This is a genomic window from Geotalea daltonii FRC-32 (genome assembly GCF_000022265.1).
Taxonomy (GTDB): domain Bacteria; phylum Desulfobacterota; class Desulfuromonadia; order Geobacterales; family Geobacteraceae; genus Geotalea; species Geotalea daltonii.
The window spans coordinates 476254-501917 of record NC_011979.1; the positions used below are offsets into that span (position 1 = coordinate 476254).

General features: G+C 54.7%; 25 protein-coding genes, 1 tRNA gene, 1 other RNA gene and 1 pseudogene. 12 read left to right on the forward strand and 16 right to left on the reverse strand.

Features of this window, described 5'->3' with window-relative positions; genetic code table 11:
• Window positions 1-35: 35 nt before the first annotated feature.
• The 3 genes and pseudogenes from groES to GEOB_RS20385 form a co-directional block, all read right to left on the reverse strand.
• Window positions 36-326 carry a co-chaperone GroES gene (gene groES, locus GEOB_RS01975; protein WP_012645497.1) on the reverse strand — a complete coding sequence of 97 codons (291 nt, stop codon included), beginning with the start codon at window positions 324-326 and terminating at the stop codon, window positions 36-38.
• A gap of 177 nt (window positions 327-503) precedes the next feature.
• Window positions 504-1076 carry a hypothetical protein gene (locus GEOB_RS01980; RefSeq protein WP_012645498.1) on the reverse strand — a complete coding sequence of 191 codons (573 nt, stop codon included), beginning with the start codon at window positions 1074-1076 and terminating at the stop codon, window positions 504-506.
• Window positions 1076-1672: pseudogene (locus GEOB_RS20385) on the reverse strand (DUF507 family protein). The gene GEOB_RS01980 and the pseudogene GEOB_RS20385 overlap by 1 nt, the downstream one beginning before the upstream one ends.
• A gap of 181 nt (window positions 1673-1853) precedes the next feature.
• On the opposite strand from GEOB_RS20385, the gene aroF reads away from it, so the two are divergent.
• From aroF to recQ, 5 genes are all read left to right on the forward strand, one after another.
• The gene (gene aroF, locus GEOB_RS01995; RefSeq protein ID WP_012645501.1) at window positions 1854-2870 is read left to right on the forward strand and encodes a 3-deoxy-7-phosphoheptulonate synthase; all 1017 of its coding nucleotides are present in this window, start codon (window positions 1854-1856) and stop codon (window positions 2868-2870) included.
• Window positions 2871-2923: 53 nt separating this feature from the next.
• Window positions 2924-3099: non-coding RNA, 6S RNA (gene ssrS / locus GEOB_RS19620), on the forward strand.
• A 132-nt stretch (window positions 3100-3231) separates the two neighbouring features.
• The gene (locus GEOB_RS02000; RefSeq protein WP_012645502.1) at window positions 3232-4470 is read left to right on the forward strand and encodes a spinster family MFS transporter; all 1239 of its coding nucleotides are present in this window, start codon (window positions 3232-3234) and stop codon (window positions 4468-4470) included.
• A 2-nt stretch (window positions 4471-4472) separates the two neighbouring features.
• Entirely contained in the window at window positions 4473-5129 is a 657-nt protein-coding gene (locus tag GEOB_RS02005) for a lysophospholipid acyltransferase family protein (RefSeq protein WP_012645503.1), read from the forward strand.
• A gap of 7 nt (window positions 5130-5136) precedes the next feature.
• The gene (recQ, locus tag GEOB_RS02010) at window positions 5137-6954 is read left to right on the forward strand and encodes a DNA helicase RecQ (protein WP_012645504.1); all 1818 of its coding nucleotides are present in this window, start codon (window positions 5137-5139) and stop codon (window positions 6952-6954) included.
• 159 nt (window positions 6955-7113) lie between these two features.
• Here the strand turns inward: recQ and GEOB_RS02015 are convergent, their stop codons facing one another.
• From GEOB_RS02015 to GEOB_RS02035, 5 genes are all read right to left on the reverse strand, one after another.
• On the reverse strand, window positions 7114-8514 hold the full coding sequence (locus GEOB_RS02015) for a DegQ family serine endoprotease (RefSeq protein ID WP_012645505.1): 1401 nt from the start codon (window positions 8512-8514) through the stop codon (window positions 7114-7116).
• 100 nt (window positions 8515-8614) lie between these two features.
• Window positions 8615-10027, reverse strand: a complete 1413-nt coding sequence (locus GEOB_RS02020) for a sensor histidine kinase (protein ID WP_012645506.1) — start codon at window positions 10025-10027, stop codon at window positions 8615-8617.
• A 4-nt stretch (window positions 10028-10031) separates the two neighbouring features.
• Window positions 10032-10706: a response regulator transcription factor gene (locus tag GEOB_RS02025; RefSeq protein ID WP_012645507.1), complete on the reverse strand. Its 675-nt coding sequence runs from the start codon at window positions 10704-10706 to the stop codon at window positions 10032-10034.
• A 57-nt stretch (window positions 10707-10763) separates the two neighbouring features.
• A complete protein-coding gene (locus GEOB_RS02030; protein WP_012645508.1) occupies window positions 10764-11573 on the reverse strand; it encodes a pyruvate, water dikinase regulatory protein in 810 nt (269 codons plus the stop codon).
• A 94-nt stretch (window positions 11574-11667) separates the two neighbouring features.
• Window positions 11668-12828, reverse strand: a complete 1161-nt coding sequence (locus GEOB_RS02035; protein ID WP_012645509.1) for a M20 family metallopeptidase — start codon at window positions 12826-12828, stop codon at window positions 11668-11670.
• Between the two features lie 159 nt (window positions 12829-12987).
• Between GEOB_RS02035 and prmA the strand changes: the two genes are divergently transcribed.
• The 3 genes from prmA to GEOB_RS19185 all read left to right on the forward strand — a co-directional run bounded on the left by prmA (window position 12988) and on the right by GEOB_RS19185 (window position 15317).
• Window positions 12988-13932, forward strand: coding sequence for a 50S ribosomal protein L11 methyltransferase (gene prmA / locus GEOB_RS02040; protein ID WP_012645510.1), 945 nt, complete (start codon window positions 12988-12990; stop codon window positions 13930-13932).
• Window positions 13932-14672, forward strand: coding sequence for a 16S rRNA (uracil(1498)-N(3))-methyltransferase (locus tag GEOB_RS02045; RefSeq protein WP_012645511.1), 741 nt, complete (start codon window positions 13932-13934; stop codon window positions 14670-14672). Before prmA ends, GEOB_RS02045 begins: the two co-directional genes overlap by 1 nt.
• A 66-nt stretch (window positions 14673-14738) precedes the next feature.
• Complete coding sequence (locus GEOB_RS19185; protein ID WP_012645512.1) at window positions 14739-15317, forward strand: hypothetical protein; 579 nt, start codon at window positions 14739-14741, stop codon at window positions 15315-15317.
• Between the two features lie 15 nt (window positions 15318-15332).
• Here the strand turns inward: GEOB_RS19185 and GEOB_RS02055 are convergent, their stop codons facing one another.
• From GEOB_RS02055 to GEOB_RS02085, 8 genes are all read right to left on the reverse strand, one after another.
• Window positions 15333-16484 (reverse strand): ribonuclease D, encoded by a 1152-nt coding sequence (locus GEOB_RS02055; RefSeq protein WP_041267279.1) that lies wholly within the window; start codon window positions 16482-16484, stop codon window positions 15333-15335.
• A 57-nt stretch (window positions 16485-16541) separates the two neighbouring features.
• A complete protein-coding gene (gene hisC / locus GEOB_RS02060) occupies window positions 16542-17585 on the reverse strand; it encodes a histidinol-phosphate transaminase (protein ID WP_012645514.1) in 1044 nt (347 codons plus the stop codon).
• 23 nt (window positions 17586-17608) lie between these two features.
• Window positions 17609-18673, reverse strand: coding sequence for a cyclic dehypoxanthinyl futalosine synthase (mqnC, locus tag GEOB_RS02065; RefSeq protein WP_012645515.1), 1065 nt, complete (start codon window positions 18671-18673; stop codon window positions 17609-17611).
• A 38-nt stretch (window positions 18674-18711) separates the two neighbouring features.
• Window positions 18712-19794, reverse strand: coding sequence for an aminofutalosine synthase MqnE (mqnE, locus tag GEOB_RS02070; protein ID WP_012645516.1), 1083 nt, complete (start codon window positions 19792-19794; stop codon window positions 18712-18714).
• Window positions 19791-20414 carry a UbiX family flavin prenyltransferase gene (locus GEOB_RS02075; RefSeq protein ID WP_012645517.1) on the reverse strand — a complete coding sequence of 208 codons (624 nt, stop codon included), beginning with the start codon at window positions 20412-20414 and terminating at the stop codon, window positions 19791-19793. The genes mqnE and GEOB_RS02075 overlap by 4 nt, the downstream gene beginning before the upstream one ends.
• Window positions 20411-21319: a 4-hydroxybenzoate octaprenyltransferase gene (locus GEOB_RS02080; RefSeq protein ID WP_012645518.1), complete on the reverse strand. Its 909-nt coding sequence runs from the start codon at window positions 21317-21319 to the stop codon at window positions 20411-20413. Before GEOB_RS02080 ends, GEOB_RS02075 begins: the two co-directional genes overlap by 4 nt.
• On the reverse strand, window positions 21306-21395 hold the full coding sequence (locus GEOB_RS20635) for a hypothetical protein (protein WP_407638374.1): 90 nt from the start codon (window positions 21393-21395) through the stop codon (window positions 21306-21308). The genes GEOB_RS02080 and GEOB_RS20635 overlap by 14 nt, the downstream gene beginning before the upstream one ends.
• Window positions 21396-21647: 252 nt before the next feature.
• Window positions 21648-21884, reverse strand: a complete 237-nt coding sequence (locus tag GEOB_RS02085; protein ID WP_012645519.1) for a hypothetical protein — start codon at window positions 21882-21884, stop codon at window positions 21648-21650.
• A 193-nt stretch (window positions 21885-22077) separates the two neighbouring features.
• Here GEOB_RS02085 and GEOB_RS02090 point away from each other — a divergent pair.
• From GEOB_RS02090 to GEOB_RS02105, 4 genes are all read left to right on the forward strand, one after another.
• Window positions 22078-22154: transfer RNA gene (locus GEOB_RS02090), tRNA-Pro, on the forward strand.
• A gap of 392 nt (window positions 22155-22546) precedes the next feature.
• Entirely contained in the window at window positions 22547-23788 is a 1242-nt protein-coding gene (locus tag GEOB_RS02095; RefSeq protein ID WP_012645520.1) for a dicarboxylate/amino acid:cation symporter, read from the forward strand.
• Window positions 23770-24453: a L,D-transpeptidase family protein gene (locus GEOB_RS02100; RefSeq protein ID WP_012645521.1), complete on the forward strand. Its 684-nt coding sequence runs from the start codon at window positions 23770-23772 to the stop codon at window positions 24451-24453. The genes GEOB_RS02095 and GEOB_RS02100 overlap by 19 nt, the downstream gene beginning before the upstream one ends.
• Before the next feature lie 219 nt (window positions 24454-24672).
• A complete protein-coding gene (locus tag GEOB_RS02105) occupies window positions 24673-25614 on the forward strand; it encodes an L-lactate dehydrogenase (RefSeq protein WP_012645522.1) in 942 nt (313 codons plus the stop codon).
• The last annotated feature ends 50 nt before the right edge of the window (window positions 25615-25664 follow it).

Below are 25664 nucleotides of genomic sequence, written 5' to 3' on the forward strand. Positions count from 1 at the left end.
CTCCTTGGATTAGTCAGTTATTTAAATGTTGTTCTTTATTTCTCGATAACACCCAGAATGTCGTCTTCTCTCATGATCAGGTAATCCTGGCCTTCAACTTTAACTTCGGTACCGGAATATTTGCCAAAGAGTACCTTGTCGCCGACCTTGACATCAAGTGGGAGGATCTTGCCGTCTTCAGTCCTCTTGCCGTTGCCCACTGCCACGACTTCACCTTCCTGCGGCTTTTCCTTGGCCGTCTCGGGGATGTAGATCCCGCCTGCGGTCTTGGTCTCTTCCTCAACCCTTTTCACAATGATACGGTCCTGCATTGGTCTCAGCTTCATGCGTTACTTCTCCTTTCCTTGGGAATAAACAAAAATTTACGATTGGAAAAAATATTAGCACTCCTTGTAGCTGAGTGCTAATCATGGGGTAAATATAAACACGGTATGGGCAAAAATCAAGTCATTAATGGAAAAAAAATTAACGGGCGATAGGGCTGTCGCTGGCGGGGTGGAAAATCAATGGGACTGGTGCGATTTGCGGCGGGCAAAAATATCGGTTATGGCGTCAGCCATCTCGGTGGCCAACCGCTTTGCCATCCGCTGCCGCTCATTGGACAAGGTTGAACGGTCATGCTCAAAGAAGGCTTCCACGGGGAACTGCATTTCCAGTGTTGCATCCCGCTGTTCCATTTCGAAAAGGTTCAGACGGGCTTTTGCTCTGAGTTCGGTGGAGCAGCATCCGGCATTCTCGACATAGCCCCACAACTCACCACTGATGTAGACCTGCCTGGTCAACCACGCCGGATCGATGTCCTTCAGGTCTTCCTTGAGAATATAGTACCACTGCACATCGGTGCGGGAGCGGTTTTTGTTCAGGTTGTCTACGAACTCGTTGAAAACGGTGTCGCTGAAGTCATTCGGGACAAGGCTTTGGCTGAACGGCACCAGGTAGACGATATTGTCTTCCGGGGCCGGGTTGAAGGCTGGAGACATGGTAACCCGAGGCCCCGATGCACAGCCGAAAAGGAGCAGCATGGCAATAAGCAGCAACAGGTACGATGCTTTGACTGTCGCAGAAGTATTGCCCATCACCATTTCCTTTTCGCCAGCTCTTCGGCGTAATGCTTCTGGTAGAGTACTTCCCATTCCCTGCTGCCCGGCACCTTCGCCTGGGAATATGAAGCGAGTTTCTTTCTCACAGCCTGGTCGATGTCTTCTGCAACGGAAAAGAAAGCGGCGATGGAGTCCTTAATGGCGTTCAAGGAACGTGCTTCATCGGGAAAATCGGCCAAGTCGTCCCGCCAGAGTTTGTCGTAAATCTTGTGGGCAATATGTGAAATTCTATCTTCTGAAATCTGCATGGGCACCCCCCAGTGACAAAATGTTTATTGCTGAGACTAAAGAACGATTTTCCGTTCCTTCGCCAGCTTTTCCTTGATCATGCGCAGCATCTTGTGCTGATCGATGCCGGTCGCTCCGCTTCCCATGCCGCGCAGGGTCTGGTCCAGAAGCTGTGCGGCATCCTTTTCCAAAGCTTCTTCTGCCTTGATGTCAGCAGTGATGGCGCTTTTGATGGCATTGAGGGCGGCAACACGATCCTGCTTGAGCTCTATAAGCCCAGCTGCCGAGAGATCGCCAAGTACTTTCTCCGCCATCCTGCCGATCTGGTCTTCCTTGAGTCGCATCAGTACCTCTCTTTTGTTCTTCCTTGTCCACAGTAAGGGCTTATTTTACGATATCCTAATAAAAAAGCAACACATTACATCCGCACAAATCAGGTGCGAGCTTGATTCATCGTTGACCTGGCAGTTGCGGCCTGTTATCTTAGACGGAATTAACGTCATGCGGACAGGAGGAGCCAGGGCCATGCTGATAGTAATGAGTTATACTGCCGGGCAGGCTGAGATCGATGCCGTTGTCAATGCAGTTGAAGGAATGGGATACAAGGCGAGACCGATCCCGGGCAGCGAGAGAACAGCCATCGGCGTTCTCGGTAACACCGGCTATGTGGACGATGTGGTTATTCGCGATCTTCCCGGCGTTCAGGAAGTAATACACGTTTCCAAGCCGTACAAGCTGGTTTCTCGTGCCTTTCACCCCCAGAGCAGCATCATCGAAGTCTGCGGGGTCCGGATAGGTGAGGGCTGTCCTCCGGTAGTCGCCGCCGGCCCGTGTGCTGTAGAAGGGAAAGAGCAGATAATAAAGACGGCTCTGGCGGTCAAGGCTGCAGGCGCAGTAATGCTGCGGGGAGGTGCCTTCAAACCCAGGACCGGCCCCCATACTTTTCAGGGGCTCAGGGAAGAGGGGCTTAAATTGCTTGCGGCTGCCGGAAAAGAAAGTGGATTGCCCATCGTCACCGAGGTGATGAGTCCGGAAAATGTCAGCGTGGTGGCCGAATATGCCGACTTGCTCCAGGTAGGGGCGCGCAATATGCAGAATTTTGATCTGCTGCGGGAATTGGGGCGGATCAGAAAGCCGGTGCTGCTCAAGCGGGGCATGAGTGCCACCATTGAAGAATTCCTTGCCGCGGCAGAATATATCCTGGCGGAAGGAAATCCCAACGTCATCCTCTGCGAGCGGGGCATCCGCACCTTCGAGACCGCCACCCGAAATACCTTGGATCTGTCGGTGGTACCTCTGATCAAGGAGATGTCCCACCTGCCCATAATGGTCGATCCTTCCCATGCCACCGGCAAGCGCACCCTGGTTTCTCCCATGGCAAAGGCTGCACTGGTCGCAGGTGCCCACGGCGTATTGGTGGAGGTACACCCCGAGCCGGAGAAGGCATTATCGGACGGGCCCCAGTCCCTGACCTTTCAGGGCTTCGATAAATTAATGGAAGAGATCGTCAAGCTCAGGCAGTTTCTCGGTTTTGCCGGTTAAAAACACCCTTGATTTATTCCCTGGGGCGGGATAAGATTGCTCAACGATAAAATTTCTCTCTGCCCTGTTCGTGAGGTATTAAAGCCCCTGCGGAATAATCATTGAACGGGCGCCTTTTTAAGCTGTGGTGTGCTGCCCCTTTGCGGGAATTGCCTGAAGCAGCATTAAAGGAGCCCACCTGTTAGGGAACTCGCTGTGAGGCCCCGACCAACGGCATGGTGGAGAGATAGTAAACGGGAAGTTCCGTCAGACGGAGCTTCCCGTTTTTTTGTTCCTTAGGCAGGTCATCGATTGCCGGATGGCTTTTTCATGGTAAACATGATACGTTTCCTTCTCACTCAACTTGAGGCTGGTGCCCATCGTGAACGATCACGCCTTTAACCGCAATTACTCCCGTTACGCCCTCTCGCTTCTGCTGGCGGTCAACCTGCTCAATTACATCGACCGTCAGGTGCTCTATGCCGTCTTCCCCCTGATAAAAGCAGACATGAACCTCTCCGACACGGAGTTGGGTTTCCTCGGCAGTTCCTTCATGATCTGTTACATGATTTCGGCTCCTTTTTTCGGCAGGATCGGCGACCGTGGCAACAGGATCAACCTTGCCTCATTCGGTCTGATTACCTGGAGTCTTGCAACCGGCCTTGCCGGTTTCGCTCCCGGCTATCGCGCGCTCCTTGCGGCCAGGACCGTGGTCGGGGTGGGCGAAGCCAGTTTCGGTACGGTCTCTCCCGGACTTTTGTCGGATTTTTTCCCCAAAGAAAAACGGGGACGGGTGCTTTCCTACTTCTATCTGGCCATTCCGGTTGGCAGCGCCCTGGGTTACCTGCTTGGAGGGGTGATAGGCCAGCGCCTGGGCTGGCACGCGGCCTTTTTGCTTGTCGGTTTGCCGGGGCTGCTCCTTGCTGTGCCGGTCTACTTTCTGCGTGACCCGCGGCGCGAGCATGGCCGAACAGAGGTGGAGACTGGTCGGACAGGAGAGAACGCCTTTGTCGCCCTGCTGCGGAACCGCTCTTTCGTCATTGCCACCATGGCCATGGCAGCCATGACCTTTGCCCTTGGCGGGCTTTCCCAATGGATGCCCTCCTTCTTCAATCGGGTGCACGGTCTGGATGTGGAGCGGGGCAACACCCTGTTCGGCGCCATCACTGTGGTGGCAGGAATAACAGGCACACTGGCCGGGGGCTGGCTGGGGGACCGGTTGCAGCAAAAGAGCAGCAAAGGCTACCTGTTAGTCTCGGGCTGGGGCTTCGTCATCGGCGCACCGGTGGCAGCAGTGGCTATCCTGGCTCCATCCCTCACCACCTCCCTGGCGGCGATTTTTATTGCCGAGTTTTTCCTTTTCTTCAATACCGGTCCGCTCAACACCGTTCTTGTCAATGTGACGGCGCCGTCTCTGCGGGCTACTGCCTTTGCCGTCAATATCTTTTTCATCCACGCCCTGGGAGATGCCTTTTCTCCTACCATTCTCGGTTTCTGTTCCGATCTGTGGGGCATCCGTTCGGCACTGCTCATAGCGCCTACGGCCATTGTCGTTGCAGCCGTTTTCTGCTTTTTCTGCACCCCCTATATCGAAGCCGATATGCAGAAGGCAGGTGACTGAAGTTGGTTTATCGCCTGCTCCGACTGGTATTTTCCCTCTACCTGCGCTCCTTTCACCTGCTACGTATCAAGGGAATGCACCAAATACCGCTTAACGGGCCGCTGATCCTGTGCGCCAACCATAGCAGCTACTTCGATTCCATGCTGCTGGCTCTCTGCACCACCCGTCAAATACATTTCCTGATCTATCGATCTTTTTACCACCATCCTCTGCTGGGCTGGTTTGTCAGGAAATGCGGGGCCATTGCCGTGACCCAGAACGGCAATGACAAGGAAGCCCTGGACAGGTCGCTGGCAATACTCAGGCAGGGGGGTGTAATTGGGGTTTTTCCTGAAGGGAGATTGAGTGTGACCGGCATTCCCGACGAAGCAAAATCAGGTGCTGCACTCCTTGCAGTGGCAAGCGGCGCACCGATCATTCCCGTTACCATTTCGGGTGCCCATGCAGTGTTTGCCAAGGGGCGAAAAAGACCATCTCCGGGAACAATCATTGTAGAGGTCCATGCGCCAGTGCATCCGGACCGGTCGAAAAGAAAAGACAAGGCATATCTGAGAGCCCTTACTGACTGGGTAATGGGCCGGATTGAAAGAAGATTGGCTGCCCATCGGCGTAGAAAGGCCTATTTTGCAAAGAAGAGGCTTAGTGAAAGAAAAGGATAAATCAGTTATGGAAGCTAATCCGCAACAAACCCTGCTCAAGGTCTTTGGTTACAAATCTTTTCGTCAGCCGCAGCAGGAGATAGTAGAGGGACTGATCCGCGGCGAGGATGCCTTTGTCATCATGCCCACCGGCGGCGGCAAGTCGCTCTGCTACCAGATTCCTGCCCTGCACAGGCCGGGTGTGGCGATTGTGGTGTCACCGCTCATTTCCCTGATGAAGGACCAGGTAGATGCCCTGCAGGCCAACGGTGTGAAGGCGGCCTTCTACAACTCTTCCCTGTCCGAGGCTAAGGCCAGGCAGGTGCTGGCGCAGATGCATGATGATGCTCTCGACCTGCTTTACGTGGCACCGGAACGGCTGATGTCCGAGCCGTTTCTGGAGCGGCTTGAGGATGTAAAAGTTGCCCTTTTTGCCATTGATGAAGCCCACTGTGTTTCCCAATGGGGGCATGACTTTCGCCCGGAATATGTGCAGTTGGGGCGATTGCGCCAGCTTTTTCCGCAGGTTCCCCTGATTGCCCTTACTGCAACTGCCGATCCCCAGACGAGAAACGACATCATCGAACGACTCGGCCTGGGGACGGCGGCTTGCTATGTTGCGGGATTCGACAGGCCGAACATCCGCTATCTGGTGACGGAAAAGCACAAACCATTTGATCAGCTGCGCTCGTTCCTCTCCAGCCGCCAACCGGGGGAACCGGGTATCGTCTATGCCCTGAGCAGGAAGCGGGTTGAAGAGGTGGCGGCGCGCCTCGTCCAGTCCGGAGTGGCCGCAGCTCCCTATCATGCCGGGCTTCCCGAACGTGAACGGTCGCGGGTGCAGGAGGCTTTCCAGCGAGACGAACTGCAGGTGGTGGTGGCAACGGTCGCCTTCGGTATGGGAATCGATAAGTCCAATATCCGCTTCGTTGTCCATTACGATTTGCCTAAAAATATCGAAAGTTACTATCAGGAGACTGGCCGCGCCGGGCGTGATGGGCTTCCGGCGGAGGCGCTGCTCCTTTTCGGCTACGGCGACATCGCTGTTGCCCGTGGTCTGATCGAAAATGGCACCAATGCTGAACAGAAAAGAATCGAGCTGCACAAGCTGAATGCCATGGTCGGTTTTGCCGAGGCAGTGACGTGCCGGCGCAGGGTTCTTCTCGGCTATTTCGGGGCGGCATTAAACCACGATTGCGGCAACTGCGATGTCTGCATCGATCCGCCACAGCGCTACGACGCAACGGTGGAGGCGCAAAAGGCGCTCTCTTGCGTTTTTCGCGTTGGGCAGCGTTTCGGCATGGGTCACGTGATAGATGTGTTGCGCGGCGCCGGGAACCAGCGCATCCAGTCACTGGGCCATGACCGGCTGTCGACCTACGGCATCGGCAAGGATATATCTGTGGACATGTGGGGGAGTATTATTCGCCAACTGGTACACCTGGGTTACCTGGAGCAGGATCTGGCTTCCTATTCTGTATTGAAACTGACGCCAGCCGCACGCGTCCTGTTGCGCGGCGAAGAGCGGCTGGTTCTGGCGCGACCGCGCCATAAAACGGCCAGTGCCCAAAAGGCACCGCGCAACAAAGGCGAAGTGCCCTGCGATGATGCTCTCTTTCAGACGTTGCGCGCTTTGCGCAAGCGTTTGGCCGACGAGGCAGGGGTACCCCCATTCGTTGTCTTCAGCGATGCCACCCTCACGGAAATGGCTGCAATGAGACCGGTGGATGCGGAGGGCCTGCTTTCGGTGAGCGGCGTGGGGATACACAAGCTGGGGCGGTACGGAGAGGAATTCCTTACGGTGCTGCGCGAATACACAGCCAACAACGCTCCTGCCTCAACCTAAGGGAGAGGGGCAGGCTGCCGTGACTTCGTCCGTTCGTTCCGTCGCCACATCTGCGGACCATGCACTGTCTCCGTCCTGTCCGGCGGAAGAAACAAAAAGCCCCCTCTCCCTGACGGGAATGGGGGCTTTTTGTTTTCAGTATCAATGACTGATGGCCCGCTAATCGACACGGAAGGCGACAAAGAGGGACATGTCGCCTCTGCGCAGCAGCATGCGCATGACTGTACCCTTCTTGTGCCCGTTAACCGCCTTTTCGTAGTCGCCGACGCTGTTGATCTTGCTGCCGTTTATTTCGCGGATGATGTCACCCTTGGCAATGCCGGTCTGTTCCGCGCTGCTCTCAGGCTTGACGTCTGTTATGACGACTCCCTTTTGTTCCTTGATGCCAAGTTTGGCGGCCAGATCCTTGCTGAGTTCCCTGACAGTTATGCCAAGCTTTTCCTGGCTGACTCCGGCCTGGTCCCCATCTTCTCCGTCTTTCAGCCGCTCCACATTAATCGATAGATCCACAGGCTTGCCTTCCCGCAGTATCTTGACATTGACCTGCTTGTCAACCGGAGTGGCAGCGACCATGCGGGGAAGTTCATTCATCTCGTGAATGGCCCGGCCATTGAATTCCAGGATGATGTCTCCCGACTTCAGGCCCGCTTTTTCAGCTGGGCCGTCCTTTACCACCTCGGCGATAAGGGCTCCCTTCTCTCCCTTCAGTTCGAAAGACTGCGCCAGTTCAGGGGTGATGGGCTGAATGGAGACGCCGATCCAGCCCCGTGTCACTTTTCCCTTTTCCTTGAGCATGGGGATGATGTTCTTGGCCATATTTACCGGGATAGCAAAGCCGATTCCCTGTCCGCCGGCAACAATGGCGGTATTGATGCCGATCACTTCTCCCTGGGCGTTGAACAACGGGCCGCCGGAGTTGCCTGGGTTGATGGAGGCATCGGTCTGAATGAAGTCGTCATAGGGACCGCTGCCGATAACCCTCCCCTGGGCACTGATAATTCCAGCGGTTACAGTTTGTGACAAGCCGAACGGGTTGCCGATGGCCATTACCCATTCGCCGATCTCGATCTTGTCGCTATCACCAAGGGCAGCAACCGGCAGATGGTCCTTGGTAGAAATCTTCAGCAGCGCCAGATCGAGTTTTTCATCTGTCCCCTTGATTTCCCCCTTGAACTCTCGTCCGTCGGAGAGCTTGACCTTGATTTCATCGGCTTCGGCAACCACATGGTTGTTGGTAATGATATAGCCTTCATCGCTGATGATGAAACCTGAACCGAGGCTTTTCTGCTTGTACGGATGCTGCTGCGACTCATCGAAGAAACGGTCGAAGAAATCCTGAAATGGGTCATTGCCGAAAGGGCTGTTGAATGGACGCTGAAAGCGGCGCTGGGGTTTTATTGTTTTGGCGGTACTGATATTGACGACGGTAGGTTTCAGCTTTTTTGCCAGTTCGACAAAATCGGGGAGAACCGGTTTTGCCATGGCCACACCGCAGAGCATGACCGACAAGGCAAGGGAACAGGTGAAAAGTGCGAATAGTCTCGATGGTCGACAGTACATGGATTCCTCCTGAAGAATATTCAAACCCTGCTAAAGATAGTGAGCCCCAAGGCTGTTGTCAACCTCGGGATGTCTTTTTAGGAAGTGGTCAAAGGTTCGTTCAGTGATGGGAGAGGGGAAGGAAGACGGTGAAGGTGCAGCCGCTGCCAGGGAGGGAAAAAATCTCAACTCTGCCGCCATGGGCTTCGCTGAAGGCGCGTACCATGGATAGGCCAAGTCCGCTGCCGCCGTCATTGCGGTTTCTTGCCTTGTCTACGCGGTAGAACTGTTCAAAAATATGGGGAAGATCTGCTTCCGGAATGCCCGGTCCCGTGTCGGTGACTGAGACCTTTGCCCAACCCGGTTCGGAATCGACGGCAAGGGAAACCTTGCCATCGCAGGGGGTGTACTTTATGGCGTTGTCAATGAGGTTGAGAAAGATCTGCTGCAACCGCGCCGGGTCCCCGGCTACATGAAGAGACGCGGCATTGGGCAGGTCAAGGATGATCCGCTTTTCTCTTGCGTCAGGGGCGGCTTTGGTACAGATATCCTGCAGCAGTTCGTGCAGTTCCACCGGTACCGGGTCAAGGACCAGTTTTCCTTCTTCTGCACGGGACAGTTCCAGGAGATCGCCGATGATATCAGACATCCTGTTAATTTCTTCCATGTTGCTTCTGAGAATTTTCTTCAACTCATCCGCATCTCCCCCCCAGCGAAGTCCCACCTCGGTTTCTCCTCGCAGGATGGTCAGCGGGGTGCGTAATTCGTGTGAGACATCCATGGAAAACTGCCTGGTGCGGTTGAAGGCGTTTTCCAGGCGGTCGAGGGTTATATTGAAGGTCTTTGCCAACCGGCCAATCTCGTCACTGGGATTTATAATCTCCAGCCGGTGCCCAAGGTTTTCTGCGCTTATTTTGCGGGCGCTGGTGGTGATAAGCTCTACCGGCTTCAGGGCACGACCGGCCAGAAACCAGCCTGCATACCAGAGCATGATGAGGGCGAGGGGAATGGAAACGGCAAAAATAACAAGCAGCTTTTCCAGAATGTCGCTGGTGTAGTCGAGAAGCATCCCCACCTGGACAACCTGGACCATGCGCCCGTTTTCCATTATCGGCATGGTTATGGAGCGAATCGGGTAGCGCAACGAATTGCTGTGGGTATGGTAAGTGCTGTTGCCTATGCCTGATATAATGAGGGAGGTCTTGTCCAGGGGAAGGGAGATATTCTGTAGATTGGTGGAACTGGAAAAAACCTTTCCGCTAGCGTCGGCGATCTGCACGAATTTGTTGGCAACGCTTGGGCCGATGAAATCTTCCAGAATTTGATCGAGAACCGTCGGTGCGGATCTGCGGAACGGTTCCAGAGTGGGGCTGGCCACTGCTTCCGCAATGGCCAGCAGCTCCCGGTCGACTTCTGCATAGAGCCTTTTACTGATGGTCAGATAAATGAACGTGCTGAACAGGAGGAGGATTAACGCTAATGTTACCAGATACCACAGTGTCAGTCTGAAGCGGATTGATCTGAAAAAAAACAACTGATCAATCCTCCTCTTTAAGGATATATCCGACGCCTCTTACAGTATGAATAAGTTTTTTGTCGGCATCTCTGTCGATCTTTTTGCGCAGGTAGTTGACATAAACATCGATGATGTTGGTAAAGCTGTCGAAGGTGTAATCCCAGACATGCTCGGCAATCATGGTTCGGGTCAGCACTTCGTGGGGGTTGCGCATGAAGTACTCGAGGAGACCATACTCCTTGGCTGTCAGGTCGATCTCCTTGTCCTTGCGCCAGACCTTGTGGGTCACCGGGTCAAGACGCAGGTCGCTGAATCGAATCTCTGCACCACGGTCCTGCTCGCTTCGGCGCAGCAGTGCTCTGACCCTGGCCAGGAGTTCGGCAAAGGCAAAAGGCTTGGTCAGATAATCGTCCGATCCCGAATCGAGGCCGGCAACGATGTCTTCTACCGAGTCTTTGGCGGTAAGCATGAGGACCGGAGTGGTATTTTTCTGGCTCTTCAGCTCCTTGAGTACACTGAGCCCATCCATCTTGGGGAGCATCCAGTCGAGGATTAGCAGGTCGAAGTTCTTTTCCATGGCCATTTTCAGCCCTTCCTCGCCGTCTCCTGCAGTCACAACCTCATACTGCTCCTCTTCCAGCCCCCGCTTAATGAAGCTAAGTACTTTTTTTTCATCTTCCACTACCAGAATTCTCATGATTGCTCCCTCTCTATGATGTTTTTTTTTGCGTTCACTGCAATTCTGCAAAAAAGCCTAGTCTTTGATACCGGTCTCAAACCTTCTCAGGATCTCTGCGGCGGACTCCTCCACCGATTTATTTGTCACGTCGATAACCTGCCACTGGGGATGCTTGCGGTAAATCCTGCGGCAGAAATCCAGTTCTTCTTCAACCCTCTGGTAATCTGCATAGCTGCCGCGTGGATTTTGCCTCATATTGCGCAGCCGGGCGGTGCGTATATCGACAAGCCTTTGTGCATCGATCATCAGCCCGACTACTCGGCTGTTGTCGACCTGATAAAGTTCCGACGGAGGCTCTATTCCCATTACCAGCGGGACATTTGCCACCTTGTAGCCTTTATGGGCAAGGTACATGGAAAGTGGGGTCTTGGATGTCCTTGAAACTCCCACGAGTACAATGTCCGCCTTGTGAAGGTTCCTCGGCTCCTGACCGTCGTCCTGTTTGACGGTAAAATCCACCGCCTCCATCCTCTTGTAATATTCGCTGTTTAGCTGGTAGAGCAGCCCCGGTTCCTTCTGGGGCTGGATGCCCAGCAGGCTTGCCAGTCTATACAAAAGCGGCGTGATCAGGTCGATTGCTTCCAGCTGTCGGAGGTTTGCCTCATTGTAAAGGTATTGTGCAAGTTCGTTATCCACCAGGGTATAGAAGATGACCCCCGGTTGCTTAGCCGCTTCATCAAGAGAGATGCTGATATCTTCACGGGTGCGCAGCCGGCTCATGCGGTGGAGTTTTACGTCCACGTTCCTGAACTGGGTCAGTGCCGCTCTAACGACCCGTTCTACGGTTTCCCCTGTTGCATCGGAAAAGAGATAAATTCTCTGCATGTGATTGTTCCGCCGAGCCTTTTTATTATCTATCGGCACGGTTTTGAAATTCATTAGATATATACCATGATTTTAACGATAATCAAAAAAATAATTAAAGGGACCTAAATTCATTCTTGATTTTTTCTTGTATCTCCGGTGAGAGTGCCAGTTCGGCAGCGGTCATAGCCAGTGTTTTAGCCCCTTCAATAACGGCTTCCTTTCCTTTTTGGGAAACAGTTGCCCTGGCAAACTCATCACTGTGGATATGCAAGCCGTTGCCAATGGGCACGTGAGGATGGATAGTCGGCACCACCTGGGACACATTGCCGATATCAGAGGAGCCCTTGTTCTTGTCTGCAGGAGCGTTGGCTTCCTCAAGGCCCAGGTAGGCCAACTGGGAGGAGTAAAGAGCCGAGAAAGCCCGGTTGATTTTCATTGGTGCCAGGACCCGCTCATCGGCATCGATTTCCAAGCTGCAGCCTGTGGCTTCTGCAGCTCCATGGGCACACCACTTGACTCGCTCCAGACAACGGCTTAATTCTTCGCCATCGTCGGCCCTCACATAAAAATAACAGGCAGCCCTTTCGGGAATTATATTGGGGGCGGTTCCCCCATCGGTGATGATACCGTGAACCCTTACGTCCTGACGCAGTTGCTGGCGCAGTGCATTGATGCCGTTGAAAGTCAGGATTACAGCATCAAGGGCATTTATCCCTTCTTCGGGATAAGCAGCTGCGTGGGCAGAGCGGCCGAAGAAGGTGAAGCGGATTCTGGCGAGGCCCAGAAACATTTTGATCACCTGGCGCCTGGAGGATGGGTGGACCATCATGGCGAAGTCGATGTGGTCGAATGCTCCATGCTTAACCAGTTCAAATTTGCCGATGCCCAGTTCTTCGGCGGGTGTTCCGAGTACAACAATTCGGGCCAATTTCTCCGGCAGGGATTGGCGAAGGGCAAGGGCCGCGCCGATGGCGGCTGCGGCAATTATGTTGTGACCGCAGGCATGCCCCATGGCAGGGAGGGCGTCCATTTCGGCCAGAATAGCAATGGAGGGGCCACTGGTCCCCCAGGTGGCACGGAAGGCTGTTTCCAGACCGGCAATGCCACGCTCGATCTTGAAGCCGTTTTCTGCCAGTTTTTCAATGAGCAGAGCCGAAGTCCTGAATTCCCTGAGGCCGGTTTCCGGATCATGGTAGAGCTGATCGGCGATTGCCGTCAATTCTTGGCGACGGTCATCGACAGCATCAACTATAGATTTTTTGACGGCGGTCATGGAGGAACTCCAAGTTTATTCTAATGAAAGCTACACCTTTGCCTCTTTGTTTGTCAAGGTTTTTATTGCTATTGGTTCTGCTATTCTGCTAGGTTAGCTTTTTTGTTGTAACTGGTTGCGGTATATGGCGCCAGAGTAAAGTTAAAGGGAGTAAAGACAGTGAACATGGTCTGGACAGAAATTTCATGCGAGGTGCCTGCAGCAATGGTCGACCTCCTTGCCGACTTCCTGGTGGAACTTTCCGGGAACGGCGTCAGTATAGAGAATCTCTCACTCGATACGTTTTCCCTGGACACAATCGAAGATTCGCCGTTGAAGACAGTGAAGGCGTACTTTGCTGTCGACAATGCCCTGGAGGCGCACCTGGATGCTGTCGGGGCCTTTTTATCGGCCAATGGTCCCGATTTTGCCGGCTTTGTGTTTAAAAATCCGGCGGTCAACGCAATTGATGCCGAAGATTGGGCAAACAACTGGAAAAAGTATTTCAAGCCGGTGCGGATCGGCTCCCGGCTGGTGATTAAACCTACCTGGGAGGAATATTCCGCAAGCCCAGGCGATCTGATCCTGAAGCTCGATCCTGGTATGGCATTCGGCACCGGCGGTCATCCGACGACAAAGATGTGCCTGGAGGCGCTGGAACATATCTTCCTGGCAGAGGGGGCGTTTAAGGGAGTGGCGCCTGTAGCTCCTGTCACTGTCCTCGATGTGGGTACAGGTTCCGGAGTTTTGAGTATTGGCGCGGCCAAGCTGGGGGCGGAGCGCATAACTGCCATTGATATTGATGCCGATGCGGTCGTCGTCGCCGGGGAAAATGTGGCACTCAATGAGTGTTCCGATGTTGTTGAGTTATCTACTACGCCCCTTCAGGAACTGACCGGTAACTTCGATCTGGTATTGGCCAACATTCTGGCTGAAGAACTGGTGCGCCTTGCTGCGGAACTGGCGGTCAAAGTGGCGCCGGCAGGATTTCTCGTTCTTTCCGGCATTCTCAGCGAAAAGGAAAACTTTGTCCTCGACGGCTTTTCACCCTATGGCCTGAAGTTGATCGAAATCCGTCGTGAAGGGGAATGGAGCTGCATTTCACTTTACCTGGAGCCGCGTTAATGCGCAGGTTCATTGTGGATAAAAGGGATATTGACGACGCTGAAGCCGTCATTACCGGATATCTTTACAGACATATGGCAAAAGTACTGCGTCTGAAGCAAGGGACAGCGGTAATGCTGACCGATGGAGAGGGAGGGGAGTACGAAGGAGTCATTGAATCCATCGATTCAACCAGCCTGCGTGTAAGGGTTGTCAGGCGGGAAACACTGATGGTGGATGATGGCGGGCCTCAAATTACCATTTACCAGGGACTGCCCAAAGGGGACAAACTGGAATATATCCTGCAAAAGTGCACCGAGCTAGGCGCCGCAGGGATAGTCCCCTTTGCCGCAAGCCGTTCCATTGCCAGGATCAGCCCACAACGGAGTGCCGGGCGTGTCGACCGCTGGCAAAAGATAGCTGCCGAGGCAGCCAGGCAGTCCCGGCGGGCGACTGTGCCCCGAGTTTCCTTGGCTGATGATCTTTCGCAGGTATTGCAGCTTGCCCAACATTCTGTTAAGCTGCTGCTCTGGGAGGAAGAGAAGGCAAACCTTCTCAGGGAGACACTGTCGGGACTGTCTGCCCCGAATGATATAGGTGTCCTCATCGGCCCTGAAGGAGGATTTTCCCCTGAGGAAGCTGCAGCAGCATCCTCTGCCGGATTCATTCCCATTTCCATGGGTAGGCGTATCGTCAGAACGGAGACCGCCAGCCTGATAATCCTTTCAATTCTCCAGTACCATTGGGGCGATCTTGGCTGAATGAAGAAGACATGAGATTGAGAATCCACGTCCCTTTCCGGGGCTTATTAGAGGAGTATAAAAGTAATGAAGTGTCCCAAATGCGGCTACAACAGCTTCGAGTTTCTGGATCAGTGCAAAAAGTGCAGTAATGATCTGGTTCTTTTCAAGAAGAGTAATGGCATTCGCTCGGTGCTCATGCCTATCATGGAAAGAGGGGATGGGGTACCTGCAGCAGGGATTGCTTCTTCTGGCTTGCAGCCGGACCAGGCTGTAGGACAGCATGACGATGAGACCTTCAGCTGGGATGAGCCAGTTGCTGAAATTACTCCGGCGCCTGCAGGGGACAAGGCAGGGATGGCAGATTTCCCATTCGGTGAAACTGCCACAGGCAATGAGGCAAGCCTTGATGATCTGCTTGAAACGAGCGCTACACTGGAAAGAGCAACGGTTGCCGATGGGGCTGATAAGAACAAGGCTCCAGCCAATGGCCCAGCCGCCGGATTTGAAACCTCATCCGGTGAATTCGAGATGGCAGACTTCTTCAGCGAGGACAAACAGGAGAAAAAGGCCGAGACCATTCCCCAGCAGGGTAAGCCGGCACAGGACGGGCTGGATGGAGATTTTGATTTTCTTTTCAGCAGTGACGAGAACGAGAAGAAATAGTTAACAGCGCTGCCTCTACTGGATAATATCCAGCAGTTCTGCGGCAAATTCCTTCCTTTGCCAACATTTTATAAATGGTATTTCCGCCAACGCCTCCGGGCTGCTGGGAGCTGTATCAGCGAGAGCTTCCAGCAGGCTGTTGTTGGCGATGATGCCCACACCAAGTCCCAGCTCCACTGCCTTTGCTTCTCGCCACTCCTTCAGCCGTTTCAGGCGCGCTTCCTGGTCGCGATCCCTTATCATGCGCGCTGTTGAAGGGAAATGCGGCAGTCTGGCCACCGGGATTGCCGCTCCCTTTGCCACCACCTTGAGAATTTCCCTTCCGAATGTTTCGATCAGTTTTTGCGTCAGCCCCGGTATGCCATTCAGATCCGCCAGAGTCCGCGGCTGCAGTTCGGCCAGCTCCCGTAATGGCTCGTTGCCGAGGATGCGAAAAGGGGGGACATCCTTTTTTCGTGCCTTTTCGTCCCGCATCCGCAGTAGTTCCTCCAGCACCGCCAAGGCGCGTGGTTTCAGCTTTGCCGCCCCCTTGAAGCGGATAAAGAGCGGCTCATGATCCCTTGAAGCCGCTCTAACGCAGGAAACCAGCTCTGACTCTTCCTCGACCCATTCCAGGCGCCCCTTGGCGCGCAACTCTTCTTCAAGTTGCAGATAAAGCCTGATGAGAAGTGCCGTGTCCATTTTCGCATATTCGATCATTTCCGCGGAAAAGGGGCGTTTGCTCCAATCCGCCTTCTGATACTTCTTGTTCAACTCCACGCCGAATCTCTTCTTCAATGCAGCCGCCAGGCCGACCTCTTTCTCTCCCAGGAACTGGCAGGCGATCATGGTGTCGAACATGTTGCACACTTCCAACCCGAAGTCGCGATAAAGGGAACGCATGTCGTAGTCGGCGCCGTGAAAGACTTTGCGTATGCCACGGTCGGCGAGCACCGGGGCCAGAGGCGAGAGGTCAACCGGGGCTAATGGATCGATGAGAGCAGTCTGTGAAAGGTTTGATACCTGGATCAGGCATACCTTTTCCGTGTAGTGATGGAGCGAATCTGCTTCCAGGTCGAAGGCCAGGATATTTTCCCTGCTAAGTTGTTCCACCAGCAGGTTCAAGTCCTTCTGGGTTTCGATAATGCCTTTTGCAGGAGAATTGGTGCTATCTGATTGCTTTTGCAAGAAAGTCCGCCGTTTCTGCATCTAAAAAATGCTGCTGAGTTTGAAAGTGTTGTTTTATCAGCCGATCTCCACCAGTGCCACAATTGTTTTTTCCATTTCTGCCTGGGTGCCGATGGAAATACGCAGCCCGTGAGCCAGGTTCGGGTCGGAAAAATGTCGCACCAGGATTTTCCTGTCGAAAAGCCCCTGGTAGATCCGTTCGCCGTTCCGGTCAGGTGGAGTGGCAAAAACGTAATTGCCATGGGATGGGATAACGGTGTACCCCAGCTTGCCCAGCTGATCGCAGAACCACTGCCGGGTCTCCTGAATCTTGCCCACCGTTTCGCGGAGATACTCCTGGTCGTGCAAGGCCGCCACCGCCGCAGCCTGGGCGAGCCGGTCAAGGTTGTAGTGATCCCTGATCTTGTCCAGGGCCGAGATTACCTCCGGCCTCGCCACCGCCAGCCCCAGGCGCATGCCGGCCAAGGAGTAGCTCTTGGAAAAGGTGCGCGTTACTACCACATTATCATATTTGCGTACCAGCTCCAGAGAAGTAACTTCGGCAAAATCGGCATAAGTCTCATCGATTACCAGCGTTCCCGAAACACGCCCGGCCAGTTCTTCTATGTAGGTCTGACTGAAGGTGAAGCCTAACGGCGCATTAGGATTGGTAAGAAAAAAGATCCGGCCCTCGTATATCTTGGGGAAATCCTTCAGCTTCCAGTCCTCGGTCAGGCCGAAGGTCTTCACCCGGGCGCCCTGAACCTCTGCCAGTGTTGCGTAGTAGGAATAGGACGGGTAGACAAAGGCGATCTCATCCCCTTCGTCGGCAAAGGCTCGGATCAGGTTGTTGAGCACTTCGTCGGAACCGTTGGCCATGATGACCCATTCGGGTGGGAAGCCGTAAAGTTCCGCCGCCGCTTCACGTGCCGCACGGCTGGCAGCATCGGGGTAGCGCTTTAATCCTTCACCCACCTCGGCAATGATTGCCTCTATCACCTTCGGCGATGGCGGGTAGGAATTTTCGTTGGTATTGAGCTTGATGTAGGCTGCCGGGTCCTCGGGCTGGTAGCCGGGTACATAGCCGGCCATGTTGGCAATATTCTTACGCAGCTTGATCATGTGAACTCCAGTCTTCCTATCGATCAATATTCGTCAAGGATTTCATAAGTGGTGGTGCGCCGGGCCGGGATGAAGCCCGCGCCACGGATGAGGTCGATCATTTCCTCACGGGACATGCGGAAGCTGCAACCGGCTGCAGCAACGACATTCTCTTCCAGCATTGTTCCCCCCAGGTCATTGGCGCCGAAATACAGTGCGATCTGGGCGATTTTTGCCCCTTGGGTGACCCAGCTGCCCTGAATGTTGGCGATGTTGTCGAGGACAATCCGTGACAGGGAAAGAACCTTCAGATACTCCACACCGGTTGCTGTCGTTCCACCCAGTTCCGTGTTTCCCGGCTGGTAGGTCCAGGGAATGAAAGCGGTGAATGTGCCGCCGCTGGCCTGGAGCTCGCGAACCCGGAACAGGTGCTCGACGATATCTTCGGCCTGTTCACAGCTGCCGAACATCATCGTTGCCGTGGTCGGCATTCCGAGCAGGGCCGCTTCCCTCATTACCGCCGCCCATTGCTGCCAGCCGATCTTTTTCGGCGAAATCTGCTGCCGAACACTGTCCACCAGGATCTCGGCTCCTCCTCCGGGGATGGAGTCAAGTCCTGCCCTGTGTAGCCGCTCCAGGGTCTGGCGAATGGTAAGCCCGGACTGGGAGGCGATGTGGGTTACTTCCGCCGGGGACAGGGAATGGTTCTGCACCTGGGGAAAGCGGCTCTTGATGCCGGCAAAGAGCTTTTCGAAAAATTCAATTCCCAGGTCCGGATGGAGCCCGCCCTGCATGAGCAGTTGCGTCCCCCCCTGTTGGACCAGTTCGGCAATCTTGGCAAAGATTGCCTCCTCCTCGAGCATGTAGGCATCGTCGGCGTCTTTAGTCCGGTAAAAGGCGCAGAAGCGGCATTGAGACTCGCAGATGTTGGTGTAATTGACATTCCTGTCAACAACGAAAGTGACGCGGTTGTCGGGATGGAGACGGCGGCGGATATGGTCGGCAAGCCTTCCCAACTCCAGCAGCGTCCCGTCATTCAAGAGCCAGAGGGCTTCCTCTCTGCTGAGCTGCTCGTTTACCTCTATTTTAGTTGCGATCTTTTTCAACATATAACCAGTCCTGACAGCCTATGGCCACTAAGTCTCATTCAATAGGTCCGCAGTTCGTTGTAAAGAGTATCGCGCTCAACCGGCTCACGGCCGGCTTTGCGGATGAGAGCGATGATGCCGTCGCGGCTCATGGCCTGGGGTGATGCAGCTCCGGCGTCATGGCCGATCTTCTCTTCCACCACCGTGCCGTCCAAATCGTTGACGCCGAAGGCGAGGGCTACCTGGGCGACCTTTTCTCCCAGCATTACCCAATAGGCCTTGATATTATCAAAGTTATCCAGGTAGATGCGGGCAATGGCCAAGGTTTTCAGGTCGTCTACCCCTGTTGTTCCGGTTCCCTTGGTGATGGTCAGCGGCGAGTTTTCGGGCTGGAAGGCTAAAGGGATGAATACCTGGAACCCTCCGGTGCGGTCTTGCAGTTCACGCAGCCTCCGCATGTGGTCAACCCGGTCGGCGAAGCTCTCCAGATGTCCATAGAGCATGGTGGCATTGGACTTGAGACCGGCCCGGTGCACCTCCTCCATTATGGCAAGCCACCTTTCGCCCGAAATTTTTTCCGGGCAGAGCTGTTGCCGGATGCCTTCCCTGAATATCTCTGCTCCACCGCCCGGCAACGAGCCCAGTCCGGCCTCCTTGAGCTTGACCAGGGTATCACTGATGGAGCAGTCGCAAAGCTTTGCCAGATAATCGATCTCCACCGCTGTGAATGCCTTGATGTGCAGTGATGGAGAGACCTCCCGGACAGTTCGCAGCATCTCCAGGTAAAAATCGAACGGCAGGTCGGGGTGCAACCCTCCGACGATGTGGATTTCCGTTGCCCCCTGCTGCAGGGCTTCGGTCGCCCGGTTCCTGATTTCATCCAGGTCGTACAGGTATGCCCCCGGTTGATCGGCGGCACGGGCGAATGCGCAGAACTTGCAGCGGTTGACGCAGATGTTGGTGTGGTTGATGTGGCGATTGACATTGAAAAAGACTTTCCGGCCATTCTTGCGTTCATTGGCCATCGCTGCAAGTTCGCCAATGGCCAGCAGATCATGGTGCCGGAAGAGAAAGAGCGCTTCATCTTCGTCAATGCGCCGCTTGTCCCGCACCTTTTCGGCTATGGCAGCCATGGTAATCATCGGTCATCCCTTTCCGGCTGGCCCCATCGGCAAAACAGATCATGTTCCACACCTGCCATGTCCAGGACTCTGCCGACGACAAAATCGACCATGTCATTGATGGACCGGGGGTGGTGGTAGAAGGCGGGCATGGCCGGTATGATGGCAGCGTGCATCCGGGCCAGCTTGAGCATGTTTTTCAGGTGAATCTCGTTGAGCGGCGTTTCGCGGGGTACCAGAATAAGCGGTTTTTTTTCCTTGAGCATGACGTCGGCGCAACGTTCGATCAGATTGCCTGAATTGCCGCCGGCGATGCGGGAAAGGCTTCCCATGCTGCATGGAGCGACGATCATCGCATGTGCGGCTGCAGAGCCGCTGGCGATGGGGGCGTAGAGATCATCTTCTGCGTGATACGCAAGCTTTACCGGATCCACGTTGAAATGACCGCATATCATGTCTCTGATTTGCGCCGGGTTGCCATGCCAATTCAGGGAGCATTCTTCTTTAAGGACTGCAAAACCTGCCCTTGTTACCAGCAGCGTTAAGTGGGCGCCGCTTTTGAGAATCTCCTCTGCGGTTCTCAGGCCGTAAAAGGCACCGGATGCGCCGGTTATGGCCAGGGTAAAGCGGCGGATGCTCATGCCGTTCTCCTCACCAGGATATCGAACAGCGTAAAGAGGAAGATGACGACACTGATGTAGCCGTTCATGTTGAAAAATGCGGCATCCAGTTTGGTCAGATCCCCCTTGCGCAGCAGCCAGTGCTCATAGCCTGCCAGTATTGCTGTTATTATCAGTCCGATAAGGAAGAGGATGCCCAGCTGCATGATTAAATAGATACTGGTCAGGAGGGCGATCATCAGGAGGTGCAGAAGACGGGCCATCCAGAGTGAGCCGTTGACGCCAAGGCTGACCGGGATGGAGTGCAGGCCGCTTGTGCGGTCGAATTCCAGGTCCTGCAGTGCATATAGGATGTCAAATCCCGCCACCCAGACCAGCACCGCCAGAGCCAGCAGTACTGCCGGAAGGCTGAAGTTGCCGGTGATGGCGATCCATGCACCAAGGGGGGCGGCGGCAAGACAGAGTCCAAGGACCACATGGGCCAGGGCCGTAAAACGCTTGCAATAGGAATAGAGCACAAGAAAGAAAAGGGCAATTGGGGACAGGTAGAAGCACAAAGGATTGAGCATCCGGGCAGCCCAGAGCATGAGCGCCACCGAAAGGCAGATGAAGAGAGCAACCATCCCCTTGCTGAGGAGCCCTGCCGGAATAGCACGCCCCTTGGTGCGGGGGTTTCTGCCGTCGATATCGGCATCGATAAGCCGGTTCAGGCTCATGGCGGCAGTGCGGGCGCCAACCATAGCCATGAGAATCCAGAAGGTCTGGTAGATGGAGGGAAGTCCTCCCGCAGCCAGCACCGCCCCGGTGAAAGCAAAGGGGAGGGCAAAGATGGTGTGGGAGAATTTTATCATCTCCAGAAAGATGGTGACTCTCCTCCAGATGCTACCCTGCTGCAGTTTTATCTCCATTGATTCATTCCCAGCCATAGTGCCGCCATTTTTTCAACGAGTCTTGACAACGGTCGGTTATCTCCGCGATCTCCAGCATGGGGGTCGTTTCCACCGCTATCCGGTGCAGTTCGCCAGTTTCTTCCAGTTTGTCAGGAAGTGCTGCAGACAGCGGGAGGCCATGGGCATTTCAAAAGTGGAGATTGAAGGACAAGTGGTAATTTTTAGCACTTCACCATGAATATGACAATGTTTTTCTTGGTTTTTGCGGCAGAAACAGCTGATCCCTCGAATGAAATATTCAACGTCTAATGTGGGCAGGGGAGGTCTTTAGCAGAGGAGCATGTGTAGAAATGAAAAAAGGACGTTACATGGCCAGTCCAGCCACGTCGATTGCGTCGGTAGTGATGGCAAGACCTGCCACGGGCGGTCCAAGGGAGAGCGCCGCTGTCATGACCACCCCCGCTGCGGAAATCCCTGTGAGAGAGAGGTTGGTGGCGGCGCCATCGTAGTAATTTGAATTGGGGGTGCTCGTCGGGGTCCAGGAAGCATTGTTGGTGGAATAAAAAAGGGTTTTTGCGTTACCGCGACAGGTTGAACCCACAGGGTCTCTGCTTGGCCGGGTGGACAATGGCTTACCGAACAGAGCAAGATCTGTACCGCACATATTGAAGGTCTTGCAGCAAATTGTGTTGCAGAAGCCATGGGGAGAGAGGTGCAAGGGTTGATACGGGGGGCGCCGCCGGCTGTTTTTCAGTTGACAAACCGCTTCTAACACGATAAAAAGACAGACTTGTCGGGATGTAGCGCAGCCTGGTAGCGCACCTGCTTCGGGAGCAGGGGGCCGCTGGTTCGAATCCAGTCATCCCGACCATCTCTTTACTCAATCCGCTGAAGTCAGCAGAGTTAAACCTCCTTTTGATGCCTAGAGCCCAGGCACATTCAGGAGGTTTTTCGTTATCAGGGCACTTTTAATTCAGTTCCGATGGGTTAGAACCAAACAGCCTGGCAGGGTCGCATCATTTCCTCTGCAAGGCGATGCACTCTGTTATACTGGTTAAAAGCAAATGAGTTTCCATCCGGAAAGGGTTCTTTTCTGCCCTGGCGGCGTCAATCTGCGGGCTTACTTGTGCGACGTACCGATGTACGTCTCCGCGCAAGCCCTTGATTTCCTTGCTAAAACAAAAAATCCCCTCTTTCCGAATCGGAAACCACTAGTTTCTCATCCGGAGTTTCCGGATGGAAACTAAAGAGCCTGAGGTATAAATGAAGCTGCTGAAGACTTACGGTTTCTCCCTGCTTCTGATCCTGTCAATCAGCGCCGGGCTTTTGCTCGGCTCCTTCCATCCCGGCGCAGCCCGTGCCATCCGCCCTTTGGGAGACTTGTTCCTCAATCTGCTCTTCATGATCATCGTGCCGCTGGTATTCTTTACCGTTTCCTCCAGCATTGCCGTTAGTGCCGACAGTAGAAGGCTAACCAGAACTTCATCGGCCATGGTCATAGTCTTTCTGGCGACAAGTCTTGTTGCAGCCGTCGGTGCGCTGCTGTTCATGCTCATTGTCCAGCCTTCGCCTGGTGCCGGCGTGGTCCTCAAGGGACAGCCGGTGCAGGAGGTCCCTTCCCTGCTGGCCCAGCTGGTCAAGGCCTTTACCGCCAGCGATTTTCCCGAGTTGATCTCACGCAGGTCAATGCTGCCGTTGATTGTCTTTTCAATCGGCGTGGGATTGGCGACACGCTCCAGTAAAGAGGCAGGTGCTTCATTTGGCCGCTTCCTGGCCGGCGGTGCACAGGTCTTCATCCGTATGGTGGATTACGTCATGTATGCGGCACCCATAGGACTACTGGCCTGGTTTGCCGCCACCGTAGTCGATACCGGCGAGGCCCTTGCCGCGGCATATTTCAACGTCTTCATCGTCTACTATACCTTCTCTGCCTTTTATTTTGTGGCTGGCTTTTCACTCTACGCCTTCCTGGCCGGAGGCGTTGTTGCCGTACGCCGCTTCTGGGCCCACATGCTCGAGCCTTCCCTTACCGCGCTCGGCACCTGTTCCAGCATGGCCACCATGCCGGTGAATCTGGAGGCGGCGCCGAAAATGGGGGTGCCACAAGGCATCAGTGACGTGGTGATCCCGGTGGGGGCTGCCCTGCACAAGGATGGATCGGTGATCGGCGGCGTGCTCAAGATACTTTTTGCCATGAGTCTCTTCCACCAGGAACTTACCTTCAGCCGTCTGATTGTGGTGGTGGGTGTCGCCATTCTTGTCGGGGTGGTGATGGGTGCCATTCCCAGCGGCGGCATGATCGGTGAAATGCTGATACTGTCGGTGTTCGGTTTTCCACCGGAAACCCTGCCGCTTCTTGCTGCCATCAGTGTCATTATCGATCCCCTTGCCACGCTCCTCAATGCCACCGGTGACAACGTGGCTGCCATGCTGGTGACGCGGTTGACTGACGGAGTCGCCTGGGAAGAAAAAGAGGGGGGGCAGCCATGGGCAAGAAAAGCTTAGCTCTTTTTCTCCTTTTTAGCCTGTTCATGTTGACCGGCTGCCGGCATCAGCGGCCATGGCAGTCTTCTCAAGACTGTCTGCTCAGGCTCCCCATGGAGAGCCGGCAGGCAGTAGTGGTGACAACTGATGGGCTATCGTCTTCCGGGGCGGCAATTCATCTCTTTGAACGGGAGAATGGCACTTGGCGGCCCGTTGATGGGCCGATTGCGGCAGTGGTCGGAAGAAACGGGCTGGCTCAACCGGGTGAGAAGCGGGAAGGGGATGGCAGAACGCCAATGGGCACATTTCTTCTGGAGAGAGGTTTCGGCTACGAGCCTCTGCAGACGAAAATACCTTATATCGTCCTCACACCGGATATGATCTGGATTGATGATCCCAGCTCTCCGCTCTATAACACTCTGACCATGAAAGGAGAGGGGCTGGGGTTATCTCACGAGATCATGAGACGGACCGATGACCTCTACAAGTACGGCATTGTCATCGAATACAACACCAAGGAGACATTGCCGGGCGCCGGAAGTGCCATCTTTTTCCACATCTGGCGCAATGATGAGGCCCCCACCTCGGGATGTGTGGCGGCTGCGGAGACCGATATCCTCCGCATACTGCACTGGCTTGACCCAAGGCAGCATCCGATGGCAGTTATCGGCGATGCCTGTCCCTAGTGCGTTTGCGGCTCCTCGGCTTAAGCCCAGCCAGACCTGCATCGCCGCCCCTTGCCAGAACCAAAATCCCTCAGAATTCTTGCGATGAACTAACCGCACGGGACACTATCCTCCAACCATAGTCTTCATTGGCCACAGTACTTTCCATCCGATTCACCAGCGACCGATCAAGCTGTTATACTTAACGTGTTACCTCGATAACTCTATGTGGAGGTCCATATGAAGATAGGTATCGTCGGATGCGGTTTTGTCGGAGCTACGGCAGCCTATGCCATGGTCATGCGCGGGGTCGGTCGGAAACTGGTCATGGTGGATGTGAACCGCGCCCGTGCAAGAGCCGAGGCAGCGGACATTTCCCATGCCGTTCCCTTTGCCCACGCACTGGAGGTGATTGCCGGGGAATATGAGGAACTGGAAGGGGCTTCAGTGGTGCTGGTTGCCGCCGGGGTGGGGCAAAAGCCCGGGGAAACACGGTTGCAGCTCCTGGAACGGAATGCGGCTATTTTCAAGGAGGTCATTCCCCAAGTGCTGCGCCATGCTGGCGACGCCGTGCTGCTGGTGGCGTCCAATCCGGTGGATGTGTTGACCCATCTTGCTGCCTCCATAGCCGGAGAGTTGGGAATACCCTCCTCCCGTGTAGTCGGTTCGGGCACCACCCTTGATACGGCCCGTTTCCGTAGTCTGCTCAGCTCATCCCTCGGTATCGATCCACGGCATGTGCATGCTTATGTCCTTGGCGAGCACGGGGATTCGGAGGTTCTGGGCTGGTCGACGGTGACGGTCGGTGGCATGCCACTCGATGCCTTTGCCCATCGCAAGGGGGCTTCCTTCCCGCCGGGGCTGATTGCGTCAATAGATCACCAGGTAAGGCATGCCGCCTACGAGATCATCAGCGGCAAGCAGGCCACTTACTACGGCATAGGCAGTGCCCTGGCCAACATCGTCGAGGTCATGGTCTATGATCGCCGTTCGATCCTCACCGTCTGCACACCTTTGCCGGAGGTGGAGGGTGTAGAGAATGTCACCATTGCCCTGCCGCATCTGGTGGGAGGGCGGGGGGTGCTGGAGACCTTTCCTCCGGCACTGGATCACATGGAGCGGGAGGCATTGCGCAACAGTGCGCGAATCGTGCGCAATGCCATCGAGAGTATTAATGTGTGACATGTGGAGTAGAATCTCCAGATCCACGAAAAAAGCCCCATGCATCCCAT

Coding starts and splice junctions, on each gene's coding strand:
- groES (WP_012645497.1), bottom strand. CDS start 326: ATGAAGCTGAGACCAATGCAGGACCGTATCATTGTGAAAAGGGTTGAG.
- GEOB_RS01980 (WP_012645498.1), bottom strand. CDS start 1,076: ATGGGCAATACTTCTGCGACAGTCAAAGCATCGTACCTGTTGCTGCTT.
- aroF (WP_012645501.1), top strand. CDS start 1,854: ATGCTGATAGTAATGAGTTATACTGCCGGGCAGGCTGAGATCGATGCC.
- recQ (WP_012645504.1), top strand. CDS start 5,137: ATGGAAGCTAATCCGCAACAAACCCTGCTCAAGGTCTTTGGTTACAAA.
- GEOB_RS02015 (WP_012645505.1), bottom strand. CDS start 8,514: ATGTACTGTCGACCATCGAGACTATTCGCACTTTTCACCTGTTCCCTT.
- GEOB_RS02025 (WP_012645507.1), bottom strand. CDS start 10,706: ATGAGAATTCTGGTAGTGGAAGATGAAAAAAAAGTACTTAGCTTCATT.
- GEOB_RS02030 (WP_012645508.1), bottom strand. CDS start 11,573: ATGCAGAGAATTTATCTCTTTTCCGATGCAACAGGGGAAACCGTAGAA.
- GEOB_RS02035 (WP_012645509.1), bottom strand. CDS start 12,828: ATGACCGCCGTCAAAAAATCTATAGTTGATGCTGTCGATGACCGTCGC.
- GEOB_RS02045 (WP_012645511.1), top strand. CDS start 13,932: ATGCGCAGGTTCATTGTGGATAAAAGGGATATTGACGACGCTGAAGCC.
- GEOB_RS19185 (WP_012645512.1), top strand. CDS start 14,739: ATGAAGTGTCCCAAATGCGGCTACAACAGCTTCGAGTTTCTGGATCAG.
- hisC (WP_012645514.1), bottom strand. CDS start 17,585: ATGATCAAGCTGCGTAAGAATATTGCCAACATGGCCGGCTATGTACCC.
- mqnC (WP_012645515.1), bottom strand. CDS start 18,673: ATGTTGAAAAAGATCGCAACTAAAATAGAGGTAAACGAGCAGCTCAGC.
- mqnE (WP_012645516.1), bottom strand. CDS start 19,794: ATGATTACCATGGCTGCCATAGCCGAAAAGGTGCGGGACAAGCGGCGC.
- GEOB_RS02075 (WP_012645517.1), bottom strand. CDS start 20,414: ATGAGCATCCGCCGCTTTACCCTGGCCATAACCGGCGCATCCGGTGCC.
- GEOB_RS02080 (WP_012645518.1), bottom strand. CDS start 21,319: ATGGCTGGGAATGAATCAATGGAGATAAAACTGCAGCAGGGTAGCATC.
- GEOB_RS02095 (WP_012645520.1), top strand. CDS start 22,547: ATGAAGCTGCTGAAGACTTACGGTTTCTCCCTGCTTCTGATCCTGTCA.
- GEOB_RS02100 (WP_012645521.1), top strand. CDS start 23,770: ATGGGCAAGAAAAGCTTAGCTCTTTTTCTCCTTTTTAGCCTGTTCATG.
- GEOB_RS02105 (WP_012645522.1), top strand. CDS start 24,673: ATGAAGATAGGTATCGTCGGATGCGGTTTTGTCGGAGCTACGGCAGCC.